This window comes from Sphingobium sp. AP50 (assembly GCF_900109095.1).
Lineage (GTDB): Bacteria > Pseudomonadota > Alphaproteobacteria > Sphingomonadales > Sphingomonadaceae > Sphingobium.
In genome coordinates, this window is the sequence record NZ_FNYZ01000002.1 from 276,431 (window position 1) to 298,491 (window position 22,061).

Below are 22,061 nucleotides of genomic sequence, written 5' to 3' on the forward strand. Positions count from 1 at the left end.
GCAATTCACCTGTGATCGGAGATGTGCGCGGGATTCCATAGGCAGGTCAATCCGCAGTTAGGAATGCGCCGGCTTAGATCCGATCACCGACTGGGGCGTTATGCCCTGGCGCCATCATGCCATCAGCCCATCAACATGCTGTCGGCTATCGCCGACGGACACAACCACATCCGCCTGGGCAACCGCCTCCCCGATCAGGATCAGCGTCGGCCGATCTTGGGCAAAGGCTTCTACCACGATCGGCAGCAGGTCCAGCCGGGTGCGCAGCCGTTGTTCCTGCGGCAGCGATGCATCACAGGTCACCAGAACCGGCGTTGTTCCCGGCAGGCCAGCCGCGATGAGGGCGCGGCTGAGTTCGGGCGCGGCATCCCGCCCCATATAGATCGCAAGAGTGCAGGCGGGATCGGCCAGAGCCGCCCAGTCTAGATCCAGAGCCTGCCCGCGTCGGCTGTGCGCCGTGATGAACTGGACGCGACGGGCGATGCCGCGCAGCGACAGGGACAGTCCGGCCGACGCAGCAACAGCGCTGGCCGCCGTAATGCCGGGGCAGATATGTACAGTCGCGCCGATGGCACGCAAGGCGGTGATTTCCTCCGTCGCGCGGGCGAACATGGCGGGATCGCCACCCTTCAGCCGCACGACGCGCTTGCCCGCCAGGGCGGCGGCGACCAGCATCTGGTCGATCGTCTGCTGATCCTTCGAATGGCGCCCAGATCGCTTGCCGACGCTTATCTTTTCGACATGCGCGGGGATCAGATCAAGTATGCAGCTTCCCACCAGCGCGTCGTAGAAGATGATCTCGGCAGCCGCGATCAGCTTTTCAGCCTTGCGGGTCAGCAGGTCCGGGTCACCGGGACCAGCGCCCACCAGCCAGACTTCCCCCGGCGCAATAAGGTCATTCGGCTGCATGAAGCGTCTCCTGCATGCTTTGGGCAAGAATATTGGCGATGGCCGGACGGCACGATCCGCAATTGGTGCCCGCGCCCAGCGCTTTGCCGACGGCGGGCACATCGACCAGTTGCTGGTCGCGGATGGCGGCGACGATCTGATTCAGGCCGATGTCGAAACAGACACAGATGGTTGCGCCCTTGTCCGGCTGACTACCCGGGCCGCGCGCGGCGAGAACGGAGCCGCCGACATTGTCGGCCTCCAGCTGGCGGATCAGCCAGTCGCGTGACGGCAACAGGCCGGTGCGGGTGACGAACAGCACGCCGTTCAGCCTGCCGTCGCTGATCGTGGCAATACGGCAAGTACCGCGCGACATGTCCATCGCCTCGACCCGGTCGCCCTTGGGCAGGAAAGCGTCGAGCCGGGCCGGATCGCCATTGCCCGCAAGCTCGTAAAGCGCGCCACCCGGCACGCTGATCTTCGTCGCCCACAGGCAGGGCAGCTTCACCGCATCCTGCCCGCGCAGGATCAGGAATCCCTTCCACTCGGTCGCGACCCGCTCGACGCTGGCGGGGGTCAATTTGAAGCCGGGCTGACCCGAATGGGGATCGACCAGCGGACGCGGCAGCAGGCCGGTGCGGCCGCCGCTCGACATCTGGTCGGTCCAGTGGATCGGCGTGAAGATTTCGCCCGGTCGCTGCCCTTCGCTCACGCTCACGCGGAAGATGCTGTTGCCCTGCGCGGTCCGGACGCGGGCGAGGTCGCGATCGGCTATGCCCAGTTCGACGGCATCAGCGGGATGGATTTCGACCAGCGGCTCTTCCCTGTGACGCGCCAGCTTGGGCGACAGGCCGGTGCGGCTCATCGTGTGCCACTGGTCGCGATAGCGACCGGTGTTGAGCGTCATCGGCCATAGTTTCAGCGGCGCCTGAATGTCCATCTGCTTCGTCAGCACCAGTCGCGCCTTTCCGTCCGGCGTGGGGAAGCGGCCATCGGCAAAAGGCCGGTCGCCCCAACGAAAGGGCTGCATTGCGTCATAGGCATCGTTGCCGATGGTCGCCTGCGCGCGCAGGTTCAGCACCCGCTGCCCGTCATTCTGATAGGCGGTCAGCCGTGCATGTTCACGCCAGATGTCGGCCGGCCGATCATAGGCGAAGGCATTGCGCCAACCCATGCGGCGCGCGACCTCCTTGACGATCCACCAGTCGGGCTTGGCCTCGCCCGGCAGCGCCAGAAAGGGGCGCTGCCGGCTGACCGTGCGGTCGCTGTTGGTGACGGTGCCGTCCTTCTCGCCCCATCCGGCGGCGGGCAGGCGGACATGGGCATGGGTGCTGCTGTCGGTGTCGGCCATGATGTCCGACACGACGAGGAAGGGGATCGACTCCAGCGCCTCGCGCACGCGGCCTGCATCCGGCAAAGAAACCGCGGGGTTGGTCGCCATGATCCACAGCGCCTTGATCCGCCCTTCGCTGATCGCGCGGAACAGGTCGACCGCCTTCAGCCCCGGCCTGGTGGCCATGGTCGGCGCGGCCCAGAAACGACCAACACGCGCGACATTGTCCGGCGCGAAGTCCATATGCGCAGCGAGCGTCGAAGCAAGGCCGCCGACCTCTCGCCCGCCCATGGCGTTGGGCTGGCCGGTGATCGAGAAAGGCGCCGCGCCCGGTTTGCCGATGCGACCGGTGGCGAGATGGACATTGATGATCGCATTGACCTGATCGGTGCCGCGGATCGACTGATTGATCCCCTGGCTGAACAGGGTGACGGTGCGCGGGGTGGCGGCGAACAGTTCGAAAAACTGCTTCAGCAACGCCGGTTCGATGTCGCAGGTCGCGGCTGTGCTCCACAGATCATGACCAGTCCGGATATGGGCCCAGAAGCCCTCCGGCGCGGTGACATGATCGGCCAGCCAGGCGGGATCGGTGATCCCTTCCTGATCACACCAAGCCAGCAGCCCGTTCATCAACGCGACGTCGGTGCCGGGCTTTAGCGCGAGATGCAGGTCCGCGCCCTCGCAGGTTTCGGTGCGGCGCGGGTCGATGACGACCAGTTTCGTCCCGCGTGCAGCGCGGGCGGCCTGAATCCGCTGATAGACGATCGGGTGGCACCAGGCGGTGTTGGAGCCGACCAGCACGATCAGGTCCGCTTCCTCCAGATCGCCATAGGTGGCAGGCACGATGTCCTCGCCAAAGGCCCGGTTATGCCCGGCGACTGCGCTCGACATACAAAGGCGCGAATTGGTGTCGATGTTCGCCGAGCCGATGAAGCCCTTCATCAGCTTGTTGGCGACATAATAATCTTCGGTCATCAACTGGCCGGAGACATAGAAGGCGACGCTGTCGGGGCCGTGGCGGTCGATCGTCTCGCGGAATTTCTTCGCGACCAGATCCAGCGCCTTGTCCCAACCGGCGCGCTTGGGGCCGATCATCGGGTGCAGCAGCCGGCCGGTCAGGCCGACGGTTTCGCCCAGATGCGTGCCCTTGGAACAGAGGCGTCCGCCATTGGCCGGATGCGCCTCGTCGCCCTTGATGACGACCGATCGCGGTCCGGTCGGCGTGGCGGAAATGCCGCAGCCGACGCCGCAATAGGCGCAGGTGGTGCGGACCGCCTGCCCCATCAGGCCGCCACCTGCATCGCGACCGGCCGCGCAATCAGGATGCGCTCACCATCCATCCGCACCGCGATGGTCGGCGTGCACCCCTCATCCGCGCCCTGCGCCTCACCCGTCTTCAGGGCGATGTTCCAGTTATGCAGCGGGCAGGCGACGCTATGGCCATGGACGATGCCCTGGCTCAGCGGCCCCTTCTTGTGCGGACATTCATTGACCAGCGCGAAGACATGATCATCGCCGGTGCGGAACACTGCGATTTCCTTCTCCCCGGCAATCTGTACCGTGCGGGCGCCGCGCTGGGGAATGTCGGCCAGCGTTCCGATGTCGATCCAGTCGGTCATGAATGTCACTCCGCAGCGATGGCGATAGGGGCGAGCGGCTGGTGCAGTTCGGCCTGCGCGCCGGCGGCACGCTCTGCCCATGGGTCTTCTTGAGAGAAGCTCTGCGAATAGAGGAAGCGAGCGCGCAGCGCTTCACGGCCTGCATCGTCCTCCACGATCCGCTGCTTGATATAGTCGACGCCGACCCGCTCGATCCACGGCGCGGTCCGCTCCAGATAGCGGGCCTCTTCCCGATAAAGCTGGGTGAAGGCGGCGCAATAATCCATCGCCTCCTGCTCGGTCGCGACCTTGCACAGCAGGTCGGTGGCGCGGACATGAATGCCGCCATTGCCGCCGACATGCAGTTCATAGCCGGAGTCCACGCAGACCACGCCGAAATCCTTGATCGTCGCTTCGGCACAGTTGCGGGGGCAGCCCGACACCGCGATCTTGAACTTGTGGGGCATCCACGATCCCCAGGTCATCCGCTCGATCTTGACGCCCAGGCCGGTGGAATCCTGCGTGCCGAAGCGGCACCATTCGGAACCGACACAGGTCTTCACCGTGCGCAACGACTTGCCATAGGCATGGCCCGACACCATGCCCGCGGCATTGAGATCAGCCCAGACGGCGGGCAGGTCTTCCTTCCTTATGCCGAAGATGTCGAGACGCTGGCCGCCCGTTACCTTCACCATCGGCGCGTTGAACTTCTCGACCACATCGGCGATCGCCCGCAATTCACGCGGGTTGGTCAGGCCACCCCACATGCGCGGAACGACGGAATAGGTGCCGTCCTTCTGAATGTTGGCATGCATGCGTTCATTGACGAAGCGGCTTTGCTGGTCATCGACATAGTCGCCGGGCAGCGCGCAGAGCAGATAATAGTTGAGCGCAGGACGGCAGGACGAACAGCCGTCCGGGGTCGACCAGTGCAGCAACTGCATCACTTCGGGGATGGAGCGCATATTCTGCGCCACGATCTCGCGACGAACATCGTCATGGGTGAAGCTGGTGCATTTGCACATCGTCTTGGGGCCGGACTTCACATCATCGCCCAGCACCACCGCCAGCAGATTTTCGACCAGACCGGTGCAGCTGCCGCAGCTTGCCGACGCCTTGCAGGTCGCGCGCACCGCATCGAGGCTGCAATTGCCTGCTGCAATGCAGGACACGACCTGCCCCTTGCTGACGCCGTTGCAGCCGCAAATCTCGGCATCGTCCGAGAGCGCCGCAACGGCCGCCTTAGGGTCCAGCGCGCCTCCTCCCGAGGCGAAGGCCTGACCGAAGATCAGCAGGTCGCGAATGTCGGCAACATCCTCTTCGCGCCTGAGCATGTCGAAATACCAGCCGCCATCGACGGTATCGCCATAGAGAACCGCGCCGACGATCCTGTCGTCCTTGACGATGACGCGCTTGTAGACGCCGCGCGATGCGTCGCGCAGGACGATATCCTCGCAGCCTTCGCCACCAGAGAAATCACCGGCCGAGAAGACGTCCAGCCCCGCGACCTTGAGCTTGGTCGACGTCACCGAACCCTTATAGCCACTATGCTGGTCGGTCAGACCGTCGGCCAGGCTGCGGCACATGTCCCACAGCGGCGCGACCAGGCCATAGACATTGCCGTCATGCTCGACACATTCGCCGACCGCCAGAACATCGGGATCGCTCGTCACCATATGATCGTCGACCCTGATGCCGCGATTGACCTCAAGGCCCGCCTCACGCGCCAGCCCGGTCGCCGGGCGAATGCCCACCGCCATGACGACGAGGCTGGCCGGGATTTCGCGACCGTCCTTCAGGCGGACGCCCTCGACCTTGCCGTCGCCATAAATGGCTTCGGTGTTGGCGCCGGTCAGGATGGTCTGACCCCGCCCTTCCAGCGCGCTCTTGAGCAGCCAGCCCGCCGCTTCGTCGAGTTGCCGCTCCATCAGCGTGTCCATCAGGTGGATGACCGTCACCTTCATGCCGCGCAGGGTCAGGCCATGCGCCGCTTCCAGCCCCAGCAAGCCGCCGCCGATCACCACCGCGCTGCCTCCGCCAGCCGCTTCGCCGGCTTTCGCCGCCGCCAGCATGGTGTCGACATCCTTCATGTCGCGGAAGCTGATGACACCGGGCAGATCCTTGCCCGGCACCGGGATGATGAACGGGTCGGAGCCGGTCGCGATCAGCAGCTTGTCATAATGAACCGTGCGACCGCTCTGTGCTGTTACGCGCTTGGCATCGCGATCGATCCCCGTCACCGGATCACCAGCAATCAGGTCTATGCCATTATCGTCATACCAGGCGCGGTCGTTGATGACGATCTGCTCGAACGTCTTCTCCCCCGCCAGCACCGGCGACAGCATGATGCGGTTATAGTTCACATAAGGCTCGGCACCGAAGATGGTGACGCGATAGCGTCCCGCATCCCGCGCCAGCAGTTCTTCGACCGCGCGGCACCCGGCCATGCCATTGCCCACGACCACTAGATGTTCCCGTACATCGTCGGCGGGGACGAGGATATCCTCGTCGCTCTCTGCCGCCGGTGCCAATCCGTCCTGAAATTCCATCCCCGTGACTCCAGAAAAGAAAAAAGCCGCCATCCTGACCCCCGGAGCTTTTCGCTTCCGAGAGTCAGGATGGCGGCTTTGCCATCATATCGCGCCTTGCCGGTTCTACCCTGAACCGCCGCGGCTATGTGAAGAAGGACATCCTTGTCCCTTGCAGTGCAGCATATGCGGATTCGCCTGACGGCTCAAGCGAATCCTTGATAGGCTTTTCAATCAGATGGCCCAGTCGGCCTGAAACCACAGCTTGTCGGTGTCGGTGGCCATCGCCCTGGCATCATAATGGGCATAGCGGACAGACAGCATCGTCTTCTTCACTTTCGCGGACGCAAGAAGATCGATCTCATCGCCATAATGCTGGTCCAGCCGATCGCTGTCGAACCGATGCCAGCTAGCCGACAACGCCACGCCCGACAGCGCCCCCCATTGCTTCCAACCATAGCCGCCGCCGACATAGAGATCGCGAATGCCATTGGCCGGCGTGGTCAGGAATTTGTCGGCCCAGCCCTGAAATTTGAAATTGGTACCCAATGGCGTCTGAAAGCTGGTGAAAGCCGCCCCACTGCTGGCGCCCAGCACTTCATAGCCGCCATTCAGCTTCCATCCCTTCACATCCAGCGTGCCGTCCGCCAGCCAATAGTCGGCGCTGTAGGCGTTGGGATTGCGGTGATAGTCCGACTGACGGGCATAACTGAGCTGATAGCTAAACTTCGCCGCCTTCGACAACGGATGCGCTCCCGCCATCCGCACGCCATAGGTCTGGCTGGACAGGCGAAACGCCTGCACCGCCGTTTCATCCTGATCGACGAGATAGGCAAAGCCGGTCAGCGTACCGACGGGTGTAGCATAGGAGAGGTTGGCGAAAATATTGTCGCCGCTCACCGCCTGTTGCCGCGCGCCCTTGCCCTGAAAACCCCAGATCGTCCGGACCGACCAGGCATAGGCTACATCTAGCTTCAGCCCTTTGGCCGGGGTGATTTCGGCACGCACCGCGTCGAAGGTCTGGCCATTGTCGCGAAAGGCCACATTGCCCACGAACCGCTCGTCATCCAGCGCGATCTTCTGCCGACCACCGGTCAGGGTGAAGGCTTTGGCCTTATATTGCAGCTGCGCGATATAGAGGGCGACATTTTCAGGATCGGCCACGATCGGCCGGGTCGCCGCACCATTTACGCCGTCATAATGTTTGTCGACCAGCGCCAGCGTCCCCTGCCCTACGATCGTCGCCGACAGCGCGCCGCTGCTGGCCGTCAGTCCGGCGCGGGCGCGAACGGTCAGCGCGTCGGCCTTTTCCTCCGGCAATCCTTCCTGATCGGCATGTTCGTAGCGCAGCCTTGCTTCGGCAATGGGCTTCAGGCTGATGGTCTGAGCGCAAGCCGGCCCTGCGGCGGCCAGCATAGCCGCCGATGCGAGAAGATATTTCATGGAAAGCACGTCCCCCCTCGGACGAGATAGATGCGACCCGAATGGGGCGGCGGTCATTGCCGCCGCCCTCCTCTCCGGATCAGATGCGGGCGCCCGTCTTCCAGGTTGCGCGCCACTTGGCCTTCACCAGCGTCACCCCCAGCAGGGCGACGATCGCCAGCCCGGCAAAGATCAGGAAGCCGGGCGCAAAGCTGCCGGTCAGCTGCTTGGCAAGGCCCAGCGAACTGGCAAGATAGAAGCCGCCAATGCCGCCCGCCATGCCGACAAGGCCGGTCATGATGCCGATTTCGGCCTGAAAACGCTGCGGCACCAGCTGGAACACCGAACCATTGCCCGTGCCCAGCGCCAACATCGCCAGCACGAAACAGGCGAGAGCCGCCGCCAGCGTCGTCGCCTGACTGACGCCCGCCAGAGCGACGGCGGCCACAACATAGACGATCATCAGCGCCTTCGACCCGCCGATCCTGTCGGCCAGCGCACCACCCATCGGCCGCACCAGCGATCCTGCAAAGACGCAACCGGCCGTGCAATATCCCGCCACGATCGGCGTCAGGCCGAACTGATCGGTGAAATAGATGGGCAGGCTGGCGGCCAGACCGACGAACCCGCCGAAAGTGACGGCGTAGAAAGCCATCAGCCACCAGGCATCGGCCTGCTTCAAAGGCTGGAAATAGTCCACGATCTTCTTGGGCGCTGGCGCGTTGGGCGCGTCTTTGGCCATGATCATGTACAGGACGAAGACGATCGCCAGCGGGATGCAGGCCAGCCCCAGCACCGCGTTCCAACCGAACATCTTGGCCAGTACCGGGGCAAAGAGCGACGCGAGCACGGTGCCCGAATTGCCCATGCCGGCCAGGCCCATCGCCTTGCCCTGATGCTCAGGCGGATACCAGCGACTGGCCAGCGGCAGCGCGATCGCGAAACTGGCGCCAGCAAAGCCCAGGATCACGCCCAGCGCCAGCGTACCGCCGAAACTGTCAATCCCTGCCATCCAGGCGGTGAACAGACCGGCGATGACGATGATCTGGCTGATCGCGCCGGACAATTTCGGGCCGATCCGATCGACCAGCAAGCCATTGACCACGCGAAGCAGCGCGCCAGCCAGCGTCGGCGTCGCGACCATCAAGCCCTTTTCGGCCGGCGTCAGCAGCAACGTCTTGGAAATCATGGGCGCCAGCGGCCCAAGTAGCACCCACACCATGAAGGCAAGGTCGAAATAGAGAAAGGCAGCAACAAGGGTCGGCGCGTGGCCGGCCTTCCAGAAGCTGGTCGCGGGCGCAGGTGCGGTGTCCTGTCCTTCGCGATCCCAATAAGCAGTTGCCATGATACGTCCCCCAATAAACGGAAATGGACACGAAAAAAGCCGCAGCCCGGACAGCATCCCAAGGGATGGTCCGGTCAGCGGCTTTGCTGCGAAATATGGTGAGGATGGCGGCCCCACCTTTGGGACGGCACATCCGGATAAGCGCGCTTCGTCGCGCGACCCTTATGTTATCTCGCGAATCACATCATGTTGCAAGGCACAAAATTCCGCGCCGATTCAACGCAGCGACACAAAGTTTGCCAGATAGTCATCAATCCGTTCCGGATCGAAAACCCGCCCATCAAAGAAGCGGTCCGGCCCGAGCGTCAATCCGCCCTGACGCGTTCCCACCGCCAGCGGCAGGTCCACCGCACCTTCCAGCTTCATGCTCGCGCCCGGCATCGGCATGTCGCTGTCGGCCAGCGCCCGGCGGAAGACGTCGGGGCGAAACACAGCTCCCGCACGCGCAGCGGTCGCAGCGTCATGCGCCACCATGTCCCACCGCACCAGTTGCGAATAGATCCACAACGCCTGGCTGCGCCATGGGAAGGGCGTCGCTTCCCGACTGAACAGCATGAAATCGGGATTGGCGATCGCCGCCTCCCCCGCCCGCGCGACCACCTGTCCCGACAAGGCGCGCACGATCAGGTCGGCGGGCTGATCAACATAGCGCCGATCGGCCAGCAGCGCCGCCAGCATAGCATGATTGGCCGGATCGTCGCACCAGGCTGCGGCCCGCGCCAACGCCCGCAACAGTCGATCAACCGTCTGCGGATTTTCCTCCAGCCAGGCCTCGCGGAAAGCCAGCACCTTTTCGACCCCCCGCCGCCAGATGCGTTCGCCGATCGCCACCGTCTCGGCGAGGCCTGCGTCAACCGCCGCGCTGCCCCACGGCTCGCCCGCGATGAAGCCGTCAATCTCGCCCGCGCGCATTGCCTCCACCGTCAGCGATGGCGGCAGCACGCGCAGCACGACATCCCGGTCCGGGTCCACCCCCGCGCTCGCCAGCCAGTAACGCAGCATCAGCGAATGGCTGGAAAAACGATGGACCACGCCAATCACCGGCTTGCGCTTCCACAGGCCGATCGCGGCGGCAAAATCATGCGCCGTACCCAGCGGATCGGCCAGCCGCGCCGCTGCGTCAGGCTCCAGCGCCTTGGCGAAATCATTCGCCATCACCAGCATATTGCCGTTGACGCCCAGCTTGTAGGGCGCGGCCAGCGCAGCGGGTTGCTGGCTCAGCCCCAGCGTCACCGCCACCGCCAGCGGCGCCAGCATCTGCGCGGCGTGGACCTGCCCATAGACCAGCCGGTCGCGCAGGGTCGCCCAGCTCGTCGTGCGAATGAGGTCGAGGCTGAGCCCCTCCGCCTCGGCAAAACCCTTCTCGCGCGCGGCAACCAGCACGGCCGCGTCCGTCAGCGGCAGGAAGGCGATCTTCAGCGTGGTCGTCATACCCCTCCTCCCAACAAGTCACTGGCGGTTATCAGTGCCTGCGCCACTTCCACGATCTTCTTGCCCTGATTCATCGCGCTCGACCGCAGCAGCGCATAGGCATCCTGCTCGCTCAGTTGGCGCTGGTTCATCAGGATGGACTTGGCCCTGTCGATGATCTTGCGGTCGGACAATGCCGTGCGCGCCTCGTCCAGTTCCGTCTGCATCTTTGCAAAGGCGTTGAACCGGCGCACCGCCAGTTCCAGCACCGGCTTCACCCGCTCCTTGCGCAACCCGTCGACCACATAGGCGGATACGCCCGCATCGATCGCCGCGCCAATCATCGCGTCGTCTGACTGATCCACGAACATGGCGATCGGCCGGGCCAGCGCACGGCTGACCATCAGCATTTCTTCCAGCGTATCGCGGCTGGGACTGCCCAGGTCCATCAACACTACGTCAGGCGCCATCCGCTCCAGCCGCGCGACGAAGGCACCGCGTGGCGGAACTATGTGAATGTCGTCATAGCCAGCATCGCGCAGTCCTTCTTCCAGGACCGTCGCGCGCAGCCCGCTGTCGTCGATAATGACAATTCGCATTGGCGCCCCTTCTGCGACGATCATAGCAGCTGTTCGGCGGTCTGCGTCAATTCGGCGTGAAGCGGCCTGAAACGTTTTTCGTCAGGATGACAAAGGCAGGCCTATCGATTCGAGATAGATATGCATTGCCAATTTTCGTCGATCCGCATCGCTGACATCGCCAAGGCACCAGCCCCAAGAAAAGCATGGCTGCTGTCGCGCATGCCTAGTCATTTCGCGGTATTTTTGAAGCCTTCGCAATCATTCGCGGCGCTTGGCGAACGGAGATGTGGTGCCCGGGGACGGATTCGAACCGCCGACACTGCGATTTTCAATCGCATGCTCTACCAACTGAGCTACCCGGGCATCGGGTCAACGGCGGAGGCTTCCGCCGGATGGAGGCGTGCCTATAGGCGTCAATCCAGTTCGCTGTCCAGCCCATAATTGCCATTTTTTTGCGGGGCTTCTTCGCCTGCCGACCCCGGCACGCGATAGCCTTCGCCCAGCCATTGCAGCAGGTCCCGATCGCGGCAGGCAGGGCTGCAAAAAGGGCGCGTTTGCGCGGCAGAGGGCTCGCGACAGACCGGGCAGGCAGGCGCCTTAGGCGACATGGCCGCCCGCCAGCGACAGCGCGGCATCCGCCTTCAGGGTGATCGCGCCGCCGCGCCGCTTGGCCAGCAATTCGATCCAATCGGCCCGCTTGTGCAGCAGGTCGATAATGGCGGGCGCGGCGGTGACGGTGGCCGCGCCGCCCTGGCCATGGCGTTCGGCACGGCGCAGCAGCGCCATCGTGGCGGTCAGCACCGGATCTTCACGCAGAAGCTCCATCAGGTTGGCGCGTTCGCGGCGACGGATGATCTGGAGGAAGCCGAAACCATTCACCGCCGTCCGTTCGAAGGGCAGCGGCAGATATTTGTCGATCTGCGCGGCGGCGACCATCCGCTCATCCTTGTTGTTCATCGTCGGCAGATCAATGCCGATCGAACCACTCATGCCCATGCGGCGGACCGCCTGCGCGGCCAGCTTCGCGCCCTTGGGGCCGAGCTGAGCGGGCGGCAGCGATCCGTCGACGTCGATCAGCAGCATGGCAGGCGTCAGGTACAGACGCAGTGCGGCGTCTTCGGCGCCAACCTCGCCACTGATCGCCTCTTCCATCAACTCGCTCCAGCCATGGGCTTCCAGCCGGTCTTCCTCATGCGCGGGGCAAGGGATGACGGGCGTGCCGGTGGCGCGGATGCGCTGGAGCAGGCTGGGACCGGCATGGGGCTTCGATCCAGGCTGGGGCATGCGGCCCTTAGCGCGCTTGGGACGGCCTTCCTCGGCAATCGCTTCGCGGATGATCTCGACCAGCACATTGGCGCCTTCGGCCAGCCGGGGCGGGATCGGCTCCAGCAGCACTTCCTCGCCGGAGGTCAGGCGGACGATGCCCCGCTTCTTGGGAATGATCGTGGCGACCAGACGCCCCTGCGCGACCGCGCCGGTACGGACGGCATCACCATCACGCTCGATCAAGGCTTCGACCAGCTTGCCCTTTTCGATCAGCGCGGCGCGCGCCTCGCCAATACCTTCTTCATAGAGCCATTCGGCCATGTGCGTTCCTAATCGATCGGGTAGCCCGCCGCCTTGAGCAGCGTGCGGGTTTCGTAAAGCGGCAGGCCCATGATCGCGCTGTGGCTGCCCTGAATCGTGCGGATGAGGCCGGCGGCGCGACCCTGAATAGCGTAACCGCCCGCCTTGCCACGCCATTCGTCGCTGGCAATATAAGCGTCGATCTCCGCCTGCTCCAGCCGTTTGAAGATGACGCTATTATCGGAAAGGCGATGGCGCGCCCGACCTTCGCCATCGATCAGGGTGATCGCGCTGAAGACGCGATGCCGCCGCCCCGACAGCAAGGTGAGGCAGGCGCGCGCGTCCGCCTCGCTTTCCGTCTTGGGCAGGATGCGACGACCGACGGCGACCACCGTGTCGCCCGACAAGATGAGCGCGCCGGGATGGCGCGCAGCGACGAGCGCCCCCTTTTCCGCAGCAACCCGTGCCGCATAGGCGGCGGGCAGTTCGGCCTTCAAAGGCGTTTCGTCAATGTCCGCAGGATCGACCGCATCGGGGACGACACCGATCTGGCCCAGAAGGTCACGCCGTCTGGGAGAAGCCGAAGCAAGAATGAGCCGCATCATAGTTGCGGCTTATTTGAAGCGGTAGGTAATCCGACCCTTGGTCAGGTCGTAGGGGGTGAGTTCGACGAGAACTTCGTCGCCCACGAGCACACGGATGCGGTTCTTGCGCATCTTGCCGGCCGTGTGGCCGAGAATTTCGTGATCATTTTCCAGCCGCACGCGGAACATGGCGTTGGGGAGAAGCTCCACAACCTGTCCGCGCATTTCAAGCAGTTCTTCTTTAGCCATAATATCCCGAATTCGAAAAATCGCGCCGCCATAGCGCCAAAATCAACAAAATGAAAGTCAGGGATGCGCGCCGAACATATCGCCGGCCGCATGCAGGGCCGCGAAGACGGAATCGAGCTGATCGGCGTCGAGACAATAGGGCGGCATGAGATAAATGGTGTTACCAAGCGGCCTTAGCAAGAGGCCCCGTTCCAGGAAGAAAGCACGCAGACGCGGCGCGAGGTCGGAGAGATAGCCGGCGTCGGGGGTAATCAGGTCGATCGCGGCGACCGTGCCCAACTGGCGCGGGTTGGCGAAGGCGGGGTGTGCGGCGAGTTTTGCCAGGCGAGTCGCGATGCCGTCGGCCAGTGTGGCGATGCGGCCCAGCACATCCTCTTCCCGCCAGATGGCGAGATTGGCGGAGGCGGCGGCACAGGCGATGGCGTTGGCGGTGTAGCTGGACGAATGGTAGAAAAGCCGGGCGCGATCGGTGGAATAATGGGCGTCGAAGATCGGCGCAGTGGCGAGCGTGGCGGCAAGCGGGATCGCGCCGCCGGTAATCCCCTTCGCCACGGCCATGACATCCGGCACGACGCCCGCCTGTTCGCAGGCGAAGAGCGTGCCGGTGCGGCCCCAGCCAGTCATCACCTCGTCCGCGATGAAGAGGACGCCATGTTTGCGGCAGATGGCGGCCATGTCCCGCAGGACGGACGCGGGATAAAGCAGCATCCCCCCTGCCCCCAGGATCAGCGGCTCGACGATGAAGGCGGCGGGCTTTTGCGCGCAGGCGGCCTCCAGCGCGTCGAGGCAGGCCTGCTCCATACCGGGTGCAGGGAACGGGATGGTGCCGACGTCGAACAGAAGCGGCGTCCAGGCGGCATTATAGACGCCGCGCTCGCCGATCGACATCGCGCCGATCGTGTCGCCATGATAGCTATGTTCGAGGACCAAGATGCGGCTGCGTGCATCGGCCAATCCATCGAGCGACAGATTGTACCAATAGCCCAGCGCCATTTTGAGCGCGACCTCGACTGCGGTCGATCCGCTGTCGGAATAAAAGACATGGGCAAGGGTCGGCTGGCCATCGAAACGGGGGGCCAGATCGATCAGGCCGCGCGCGACCGCTTCGGCCGGCTCGTGGGTGTAGGCGGCGAAGATCAGCTGATCGAGTTGTGTTGCCTGATGCGCGATGGCGGCGGCGATGCGCGGTTCGCAATGGCCATGGGTCGTCACCCACCAGCTGGAAATGCCATCGATCAGCATCGTGCCATCGGCGAGGTGCAATATCGCACCTTCGGCCCGGACGACATGGGGGATCGGCTCGTTCAGGCCATGCTGGGTGAAGGGGTGCCAGACAGGTGAGGTCATGGCGGGGCTTTACGCCAGCAAGGCCGTGAAGGCTATGGCTTCTCCGCAGGATTGGCTTCGACCGGCGGCGGCACAACAATCACTGGCAGCGCGACATGCAGGTCGACCCGGCGGTTCTTGGCCCGGCCTTCGGGATCGTCGCTGCCATCCTCCTTCGCATTGGGGGCGATAGGACGCGCTTCGCCGAGCGCGACGAGCGTGATGCGATCCTTCGGTACGCCCTTTTCGACCAGATAGTCCCGGACCTTTTCGGCACGGATGCGGGAGGCCACCTTGTTGTCGCCGTCATTGCCGCGGGAATCGCTATGGCCGCGCAAAGTGATGGCGCCCCCTTCCCTGGCGGCCGGACTGGCCAGCGCAGCATCGATCGCGGCCTTTGCCGTGTCATCCAGCGCCATGGGCGACGCGCCGAAGCCGATCACCGTATCGACCGGTTCGATCTTGGGTTCCTCGACCTGCTCGATCACTTCGGGGCGCAGGATGGAGCGTTGCGGTTCGGCCGCATTATCGGCTTCGTTGGCCGCCATCGCATTGGCGCCATTGTCCGCGACATTGGCGCCCTCCTTTTCCGCCGGCGGCTGACAGGCGGCCAGAGCGCCGAGCAGCAGCAGGGCCGGGGTCGATCTTGTCATTCTTCCTCTCCTTTCGGCCGTTTGAATGTGGGCGGCACATAGGACAGGATCGTGTCGCCGGTCTGGGGCGTCGGGCGCGACGCATGGGTGAAGAAGCGCAGCGCGCCATTTTTGCGCAGCAGCAGCAGCATGTCGCCGCCTTCGGGCAGGGAGGCGCGGGCAGCCTCATAATCGAACTGCTCGCTGATGCGGGTCTTGCGGAAGGTCCAGCCCTTCTCTTCGCGCTGCATGATATCCTCTACGCCATGGCCGGAGGAGAAGAGCGCGCGGCCACGCAGGGATTCGGGCAAAGCGCGCGGGTCTTCGTCGTCGCTGGCGTCGCCCAGTTGATGGACATTGTCGCGGCCGATTTCCGGCGCGAACTCGTTGCAGACCAGCGCATTATAGGCTTCGTTGTCGGTGGCGGCGGCCATCACCTGAAACTGGGCGAGGTCCAGTTTCTCCTCGGTCGCTTCGGACAATATTTCGCCATGATAGATGGGAATGCCCTGATGCCGGGCGGGAGCGAGCCGCTGCCAGCTATTGTCGGCGATCATCACTGGCACCTCCAGCGCGCGCAGTTGCGATGCGAGGCCGAGACTGAAGGGGGTGGCGCCCACCAGCAACAGCCCCTTTTCCTGTGCGCCGGTGACTTTCAGCAGCCGCGCGACCGGCTTGATCGAAAAGCCGTGGAACACGATCGTCGCCACCACCACGGCGAAGGACAGGGTGACCAGGATCGAACCGTCGCCATAGCCGAGGCGATCGAGGCGCAGCGCGAACAGGCCGGAAATGGCGACCGCGACGATACCGCGCGGCGCGATCCACGCCACCAGCAGTCGTTCGTTCCAGGGCACGGGCGAGAAAGCCAGGCTCAGGAGCACGGTAATCGGCCGCACCAGGAAGAGAAGCGCGAAGAGGAAGGCGAGGAAACGCCATTCAAACTGGCGCAGGACGCTGAGGTCCAGCGAGGCCGACAGGATCACGAAAACGCCGGAAATCAGCAGGACCGTGACATTTTCCTTGAACGGCTGAATATCGCGCAGGGAATCGAGGCGCATATTGGCCAGCGCCACGCCCATCACCGTGACGGCGAGCAGGCCGGTTTCCTGTTGAATGATGTTGGACAGGACGAAGACGCTGATCACCGCGACCAGCAGCACTGGGGCCTTGAGATATTCAGGCACATGGCCGCGCGGGAAGAGCCAGCCGATGGCGCGCGCGGCGATCCAGCCGATCAGCCCGGCGACGATCGCGGCGGCAATCAGCGAGACGATGACGGCGGCAAGGCTGCCCCCCTCCCCCGATCGGCGCAGATATTCATAGGTGACGACGCCCAGCAGCGCGCCGGTCGGATCGTTGACGATCGCTTCCCATTTCAGGATCGCGCGCGGGCGGGCGGCGACATTGGACTGGCGCAGCAGCGGCAGCACCACGGTCGGCCCGGTGACGACCAATATGCCCGCGAACAGAATGGCGACCGGCCAGACGAGGCCGGCGACATAGTAGCAGGCGAGCGAACCCAGCACCCAGCCTATGGGTGAGCCCAGCAAGACGAGGCGCGTTACCGCGCCGTCGGTCTTGCGCAATTCGCGGAAATTGAGGCTGAGGCCGCCTTCGAACAGGATCAGCGCCACCGCGACCGACACCATCGGTTCCAGCAGGTCGCCGAACACATGTTCGGGATTGATAAGGTGAAGGACGGGTCCGCCGAGGACGCCGGCTGCCAGCATCAGGGCAATGGCGGGCCATCCGGTCCGCCAGGCGATCCATTGTGCGCCAATCCCCAATATGCCGATCAGCGCAATGGAAAGTGCCTGTTCCTGCATCAGGCCGGGATAGTCAGGCGGTACGCTGTCGGGAACCCCCGATATTTTTGTTTCTGCCCGGAACCATCAGGGGGATGATGCGTGCCCGGTGGGTCTTTGCCCGTGGACAACAAAAAAAGGGGTGGTCGATGACCACCCCCTCTGTCGTGCCTTATTGCGGCGGCTGGCCCGGAGCGGCGGGCGCGGCCGGTGCCGCGGGCGCCGCCGGTGCGGCAGCCTGAATGCGCTGCTGCAGGGCCGGATCGGCGGCGGCGGCCTGACCGATCTGGTTGAACTTTTCGGGCGGGATGCCCGATGCCTGAAGCGCGGCAACCATCTTGGGCTGCTTGTCAGCCGCAGGGATCGATGCGTCCTGCTGAATCTTCGTCACTTCCACAGCAGCGGCAGCGAACTGCTTGATGTCGGCATCGCTGAAGTTGCTGGCGCCAGCGGCCGGCGCTGCGGGCGCGGCCGGTGCCGCAGGGGCAGCGGCGTCCTGTGCAAATGCGGGATAGGCAACGAACAGCGCGATGGAAGCGATGCCCGCTTTCAGGAATTTGTTGCTGTTAAGACCCGTCAACGTTTTTCTCCTCGTGACCGATATGATGATGATCAGACGGTCAAGCTGTTGAAATCGTTCCGGCGGGGAAAGGGCTGAACGGCGAGTCGTGGGATTCGAGGGGCGGCCGGAAGGGTTCCAACGCCCCATCCCGCAAAGCGGTCCGTTCGCCGCAGCAACAATATTGCGCCGCAGCAAAGTGCCCCGGGCCGGATTCGCCTGGCGCCCGGTCCGGGGCTGTTCTGTTACCAGATCTTCACGCGATCCTTGGGCGCGAGATAGATTTTGCCGCCCGACGCGGGCTTGAAGGCATCATACCAGGCGTCGAAATTGCGCACGATGTCGGTGCGATATTGCGACGGCGCGTGCGGGTCGGTGACGAGACGCTGACGCAGATTGGCTTCGCGATAGTTGCGGCGCCATACCTGTGCCCAGCCCAGGAAGAAGCGCTGGTCGCCGGTCAGACCGTCGATCACCGGCGCCTTCTTGCCGCCGAGCGAGGCATGATAGGCGTCGAGCGCGACGGCGAGGCCGCCCAGATCGCCGATATTCTCGCCCATGGTGAAGGCGCCCTTCACATGCGCGCCGGGGAAAGGCTCATAGGCGTCGTACTGCGCGCCCAGCTTTTGCGTGAGCGCCTTGAAATTGGCGACGTCCTGATCGGTCCACCACTGGTTGAGCTTGCCCGTCTCATCATATTTCGCGCCCTGGTCGTCGAAATGATGGCTGAGTTCATGGCCGATCACCGCGCCGATGCCGCCATAATTGACCGCCGGATCGGCATGCGGATCGAAGAAGGGCGGTTGCAGGATGGCGGCGGGGAAGACGATCTCCACCATGCCGAAATTGGCATAGGCGTTGATTTCCATCGGGGTCATGCCCCACTCCCAGCGATAGATGGGCTTGCCCAGCTTGCCGATATTATAGTCGAATTCGAAGGCGTTGGAGCGCTGCGCATTGCCCAGCAGGTCGTCCCGCTTCACGTCCAGCCCGGCATAATCGCGCCACTTGTCGGGATAGCCGATCTTGGGGGTGAAGGCGGCCAGCTTCTTGTGGGCGCGGGCCTTGGCCGTGTCGCTCATCCACGGCAGGGCGTCGATGCGGCGGCCCATGGCGGCGAGCACATTCTTGACCAGCACATCCATCGCCGCCTTGGTTTCGGGCGGGAAATATTGCGCGACATAGGCCTTGCCGACTTCTTCCCCCAGCGATTCCTTGAGGAAGGTCGCGCCGCGCTTCCACCGTTCCTCACGCTCCGGCGTGCCGGAAAGCGTGGTGCCGTAGAAGGCGAAGTCGGAGCTGGCGACGCTGTCGGGCAGATAGTCAGCATAGGCGTGCAGGCTGGAGAGCAGCAGCGCATCCTTCAGCACCGCGACCGGGGTCTTGGCGATCAAGGCCGCTTCGCCGGTGATGGCGCTGGGCTGGGCGACGAGCAGTTCGGCGGGCTTCAGATTATTGGCGGCGTAGAAAGCCGCAAAGTCGAAGCCGGGCGCGGCCTGCTGAAGCTGGGCCAGCGTCATCTTGTTATAGGTCTTGTCGGCGTCGCGGCTGTCGACCTGGGTCCAGTGGACCTTGGCGATCTCCGTTTCGAACGCCATCAGTGCGGCGGCGCGGGCCTTGGCATCCTTTTCGCCGGCCAGCGTCAGCATCTTTTCCAGATGCGCGACATAGGCGGTACGGATCGCGGCCATCTTGTCGCCCGCATCCAGATAATAGTCGCGGTCGGGCAGGCCCAGACCACCCTGCATCATCGAGAGGATGTAGGTTTCGGGTTCCTTGTCATCCTGCCCCACATAGAAGCGGAACGGGCCGGGCACGCCGGCGCGGGCAGCCTTGGCCGCGACCTTGGCGTAGCTCGCCAGATCGGTGACGCCCTTGACCTCGGTCAGCCAGGGCAGGATCGGGGCCATGCCCTTCGCCTCGACCGTGGCGGCGTCCATATAGCTGGCATAGGCATTGCCGATCTTGCTGTTGGGATCGCTCTGCGCCGCTTCGAGAATCCCCTTCGTGCGTTCACGCGACAGATCGTCCAGCACGTTGAACGCGCCATAGTTGGACTTGTCGGCCGGGATCGGCGTGTTCTTGGCCCAGGTGCCATTGGCATAATCATAGAAATCGTCGCCGGGCTTGACCGACTTGTCCATGCCCGTGGCGTCGAAGCCATAGCTGCCATAAGTGGGCTTGGCGGCCGGCGCGGCCGTTGGCGCGGCGGCCTGATCGGCATGGGCGACGGTGGCGGCCAGGGCGAGCGCGCTGGCGGCGGCACCCAGGAGGAGTTTGTTCATCAAAGCATCCCTTGCTTGTGACAGATCGGGCCGCTTAATGCGCCCGGCATGAGCCGGACTTGAACGCCCGTCCAACAGGCTTGTCCATGTCGTTGGTCGAAAATTATCCGCGGTTGAAAGTTTCGGAAAGGCGGATATGCGTCGCGAAAGCCTGTTTCAGGCTGTCGGCATCAAGCGGATCGAGATGCGGCAGACGGCCGAGCGACGGCAGGCCGGCGATCTGCGGGATGATGCGCTGATTTTCGTCATGCGCTTCGCCGATGAAGGCGATGCCCGCGATCGGCACCTTGCGCGCGCGCAGCGCCTCGATACTCAGCAGGCTGTGGTTGATGGTGCCAAGGCCGGTGCGGGCACACAGGATGACGGGCCGTCCCCAATAGGCGAACAGATCCGCCATGGTCAGCGTTTCGGTGATGGGGACCAGGACGCCGCCTGCCCCCTCCACCACCAGCGGTCCTTCGACCTGCGGCAAAGCGAGGCGGGCCAGATCGATCTTCACCCCGTCGATACGCGCGGCAAGGTGGGGAGAGGCCGGGGTATTCAGGCGATAGGCTTCGGGCAGGATCTTTTCGGGCGGCAGGCCGGAGAGGGCAGCCACCCTCTCCTTGTCGCCCGACGGATCGATCCCGGCCTGTACCGGCTTCCAGTAAGAGGCGCCCAGCGCTCCGGCGAGGCCGGCGGCGAACACCGTCTTGCCGATATCGGTGTCGGTGCCGGTGACGATCAGCACGGTCATCGCATCACCCGCTGCAATTCGCGGCCGAGCGCAGCGACATCGGAGCGGCTGGCGTTGAGCGTCAGCGAGATGCGCAGGCGGCTGGTGCCCGGCGGGACGGTCGGCGGGCGGATGCCGCGCACGTCGAAGCCGGCCTCCTGCAAGGCGGCGGCGGCGGCCATGGCGCGGGCGTCGTCGCCCAATATGACGGGCAATATCTGGCTGCGCGGGGAGGAAAGGCCGAGCGGGGCGCAGATTTCCTCCGCCGCGTCCTGCCGCAATGTCTTCAAGCGCTCGCGCAGATCGTCGGCCCGCTCGATCCGGTCGAGCGCGGCGGAAACGGCGACGGCCATCAGCGGCGAAGGCGCGGTCGAGAAGATGAAGGCACGGGCGCGATTGACCAGATAGTCGACATGGATGCGCGGGCCGCAGATCAGCGCGCCCTCCGCCCCCATCGCCTTGCCGCAAGTGTGCAGGGTGATGACATTGTGCAGGCCATCCAGCCCCGCTGACAGGCCGCGCCCGCCGGGGCCGAAGACGCCGGTGCCATGGGCTTCGTCCAGCAGCAGCATCGCGTCATGCTGCGCAGCAAGTTTTGCGAAATCGGCGAGCGGCGCCATGTCGCCGTCCATCGAATAGAGGGTTTCCACCGCAATCCAGATGCGGCCCTTCCCCCCCTCGGCGCGGAAGGCGGCGATCAGGTCGGCGAAGCTCTGTACGTCATTATGGCGGGCGAAGACGGCGGCCGCCTTGCTCATGCGCATGCCGTCATGGGCGCTGGCGTGGATCAGTTCGTCCGCGACGATCAGGTCGCCGCGCTGCGGCAAAGTGGAGAAGAGGGCGAGATTGCCGACATAGCCATTGGCGACGAACAGGGCCGCCTGCGTGCGAAAGAAATCGGCAGCCTTCGCCTCCAGCCCTTCATGTTCGGGGGCATTGCCGCGCAGCAGGCGCGATCCGCCCGACCCCAGCGGCACGCCGCGCGCGACGGCATCGGCCACGGCCTGCGCGATCATCGGATCGCCGGCGAGGGCAAGATAGTCATTGGAGGCGAAGTCGCGTCCGGCACGGGGGGACAGGCGACGCAGCCGCCCGCGCTGCTCCAGCGCGGCTAGCTGGGAACGGAAGGGTTCGGCGGTCATGGAGGGCGCTATAAGCCCGGCCGGAGGGAGCGGCAAGCGCGCGCTTAACTTCGCATATTTCCCGCAGATATTGTCATTTTTGTGCCGATG

At 64.4% G+C, this 22,061-nt stretch carries 19 protein-coding genes and 1 tRNA gene; all 20 read right to left on the reverse strand.

What is annotated here, in order from left to right; genetic code table 11:
* Positions 1–114: 114 nt before the first annotated feature.
* On the reverse strand, positions 115–909 hold the full coding sequence (cobA, locus tag BMY84_RS07260) for a uroporphyrinogen-III C-methyltransferase (RefSeq protein WP_093082405.1): 795 nt from the start codon (positions 907–909) through the stop codon (positions 115–117).
* Complete coding sequence (locus BMY84_RS07265) at positions 896–3,505, reverse strand: nitrate reductase (protein ID WP_093082409.1); 2,610 nt, start codon at positions 3,503–3,505, stop codon at positions 896–898. The genes cobA and BMY84_RS07265 overlap by 14 nt, the downstream gene beginning before the upstream one ends.
* Entirely contained in the window at positions 3,505–3,840 is a 336-nt protein-coding gene (nirD, locus tag BMY84_RS07270) for a nitrite reductase small subunit NirD (RefSeq protein WP_093082767.1), read from the reverse strand. Before nirD ends, BMY84_RS07265 begins: the two co-directional genes overlap by 1 nt.
* Before the next feature lie 5 nt (positions 3,841–3,845).
* The gene (gene nirB / locus BMY84_RS07275; RefSeq protein ID WP_093082412.1) at positions 3,846–6,368 is read right to left on the reverse strand and encodes a nitrite reductase large subunit NirB; all 2,523 of its coding nucleotides are present in this window, start codon (positions 6,366–6,368) and stop codon (positions 3,846–3,848) included.
* 213 nt (positions 6,369–6,581) lie between these two features.
* Positions 6,582–7,790 (reverse strand): alginate export family protein, encoded by a 1,209-nt coding sequence (locus BMY84_RS07280; RefSeq protein WP_093082414.1) that lies wholly within the window; start codon positions 7,788–7,790, stop codon positions 6,582–6,584.
* Positions 7,791–7,869: 79 nt separating this feature from the next.
* A complete protein-coding gene (locus BMY84_RS07285) occupies positions 7,870–9,114 on the reverse strand; it encodes a nitrate/nitrite transporter (protein ID WP_093082417.1) in 1,245 nt (414 codons plus the stop codon).
* Between the two features lie 216 nt (positions 9,115–9,330).
* Positions 9,331–10,545, reverse strand: a complete 1,215-nt coding sequence (locus BMY84_RS07290) for a CmpA/NrtA family ABC transporter substrate-binding protein (protein ID WP_093082418.1) — start codon at positions 10,543–10,545, stop codon at positions 9,331–9,333.
* Entirely contained in the window at positions 10,542–11,123 is a 582-nt protein-coding gene (locus BMY84_RS07295) for an ANTAR domain-containing response regulator (RefSeq protein WP_093082421.1), read from the reverse strand. The genes BMY84_RS07290 and BMY84_RS07295 overlap by 4 nt, the downstream gene beginning before the upstream one ends.
* Before the next feature lie 269 nt (positions 11,124–11,392).
* Positions 11,393–11,468, reverse strand: a tRNA-Phe gene (locus BMY84_RS07300).
* A 50-nt stretch (positions 11,469–11,518) separates the two neighbouring features.
* Complete coding sequence (locus BMY84_RS07305) at positions 11,519–11,713, reverse strand: DNA gyrase inhibitor YacG (RefSeq protein WP_093082423.1); 195 nt, start codon at positions 11,711–11,713, stop codon at positions 11,519–11,521.
* On the reverse strand, positions 11,703–12,692 hold the full coding sequence (locus BMY84_RS07310) for a ribonuclease (protein WP_093082426.1): 990 nt from the start codon (positions 12,690–12,692) through the stop codon (positions 11,703–11,705). The genes BMY84_RS07305 and BMY84_RS07310 overlap by 11 nt, the downstream gene beginning before the upstream one ends.
* Positions 12,693–12,700: 8 nt before the next feature.
* Complete coding sequence (locus tag BMY84_RS07315) at positions 12,701–13,273, reverse strand: Maf family protein (protein ID WP_093082769.1); 573 nt, start codon at positions 13,271–13,273, stop codon at positions 12,701–12,703.
* A 12-nt stretch (positions 13,274–13,285) separates the two neighbouring features.
* Positions 13,286–13,504: a translation initiation factor IF-1 gene (gene infA / locus BMY84_RS07320; RefSeq protein WP_003049127.1), complete on the reverse strand. Its 219-nt coding sequence runs from the start codon at positions 13,502–13,504 to the stop codon at positions 13,286–13,288.
* A 57-nt stretch (positions 13,505–13,561) separates the two neighbouring features.
* Entirely contained in the window at positions 13,562–14,851 is a 1,290-nt protein-coding gene (locus BMY84_RS07325) for an adenosylmethionine--8-amino-7-oxononanoate transaminase (protein ID WP_093082429.1), read from the reverse strand.
* Positions 14,852–14,883: 32 nt separating this feature from the next.
* The gene (locus BMY84_RS07330) at positions 14,884–15,483 is read right to left on the reverse strand and encodes an OmpA family protein (RefSeq protein WP_093082431.1); all 600 of its coding nucleotides are present in this window, start codon (positions 15,481–15,483) and stop codon (positions 14,884–14,886) included.
* Positions 15,480–17,291 carry a cation:proton antiporter gene (locus BMY84_RS07335; RefSeq protein ID WP_093082434.1) on the reverse strand — a complete coding sequence of 604 codons (1,812 nt, stop codon included), beginning with the start codon at positions 17,289–17,291 and terminating at the stop codon, positions 15,480–15,482. Before BMY84_RS07335 ends, BMY84_RS07330 begins: the two co-directional genes overlap by 4 nt.
* 151 nt (positions 17,292–17,442) lie before the next feature.
* Positions 17,443–17,850 (reverse strand): DUF4168 domain-containing protein, encoded by a 408-nt coding sequence (locus BMY84_RS07340; RefSeq protein ID WP_093082436.1) that lies wholly within the window; start codon positions 17,848–17,850, stop codon positions 17,443–17,445.
* Positions 17,851–18,074: 224 nt separating this feature from the next.
* On the reverse strand, positions 18,075–20,114 hold the full coding sequence (locus BMY84_RS07345) for a M13 family metallopeptidase (RefSeq protein ID WP_093082439.1): 2,040 nt from the start codon (positions 20,112–20,114) through the stop codon (positions 18,075–18,077).
* Positions 20,115–20,217: 103 nt separating this feature from the next.
* Positions 20,218–20,850 (reverse strand): dethiobiotin synthase, encoded by a 633-nt coding sequence (gene bioD, locus BMY84_RS07350; protein WP_093082441.1) that lies wholly within the window; start codon positions 20,848–20,850, stop codon positions 20,218–20,220.
* A complete protein-coding gene (locus tag BMY84_RS07355; RefSeq protein ID WP_093082444.1) occupies positions 20,847–21,971 on the reverse strand; it encodes an 8-amino-7-oxononanoate synthase in 1,125 nt (374 codons plus the stop codon). Before BMY84_RS07355 ends, bioD begins: the two co-directional genes overlap by 4 nt.
* Positions 21,972–22,061: the final 90 nt, after the last annotated feature.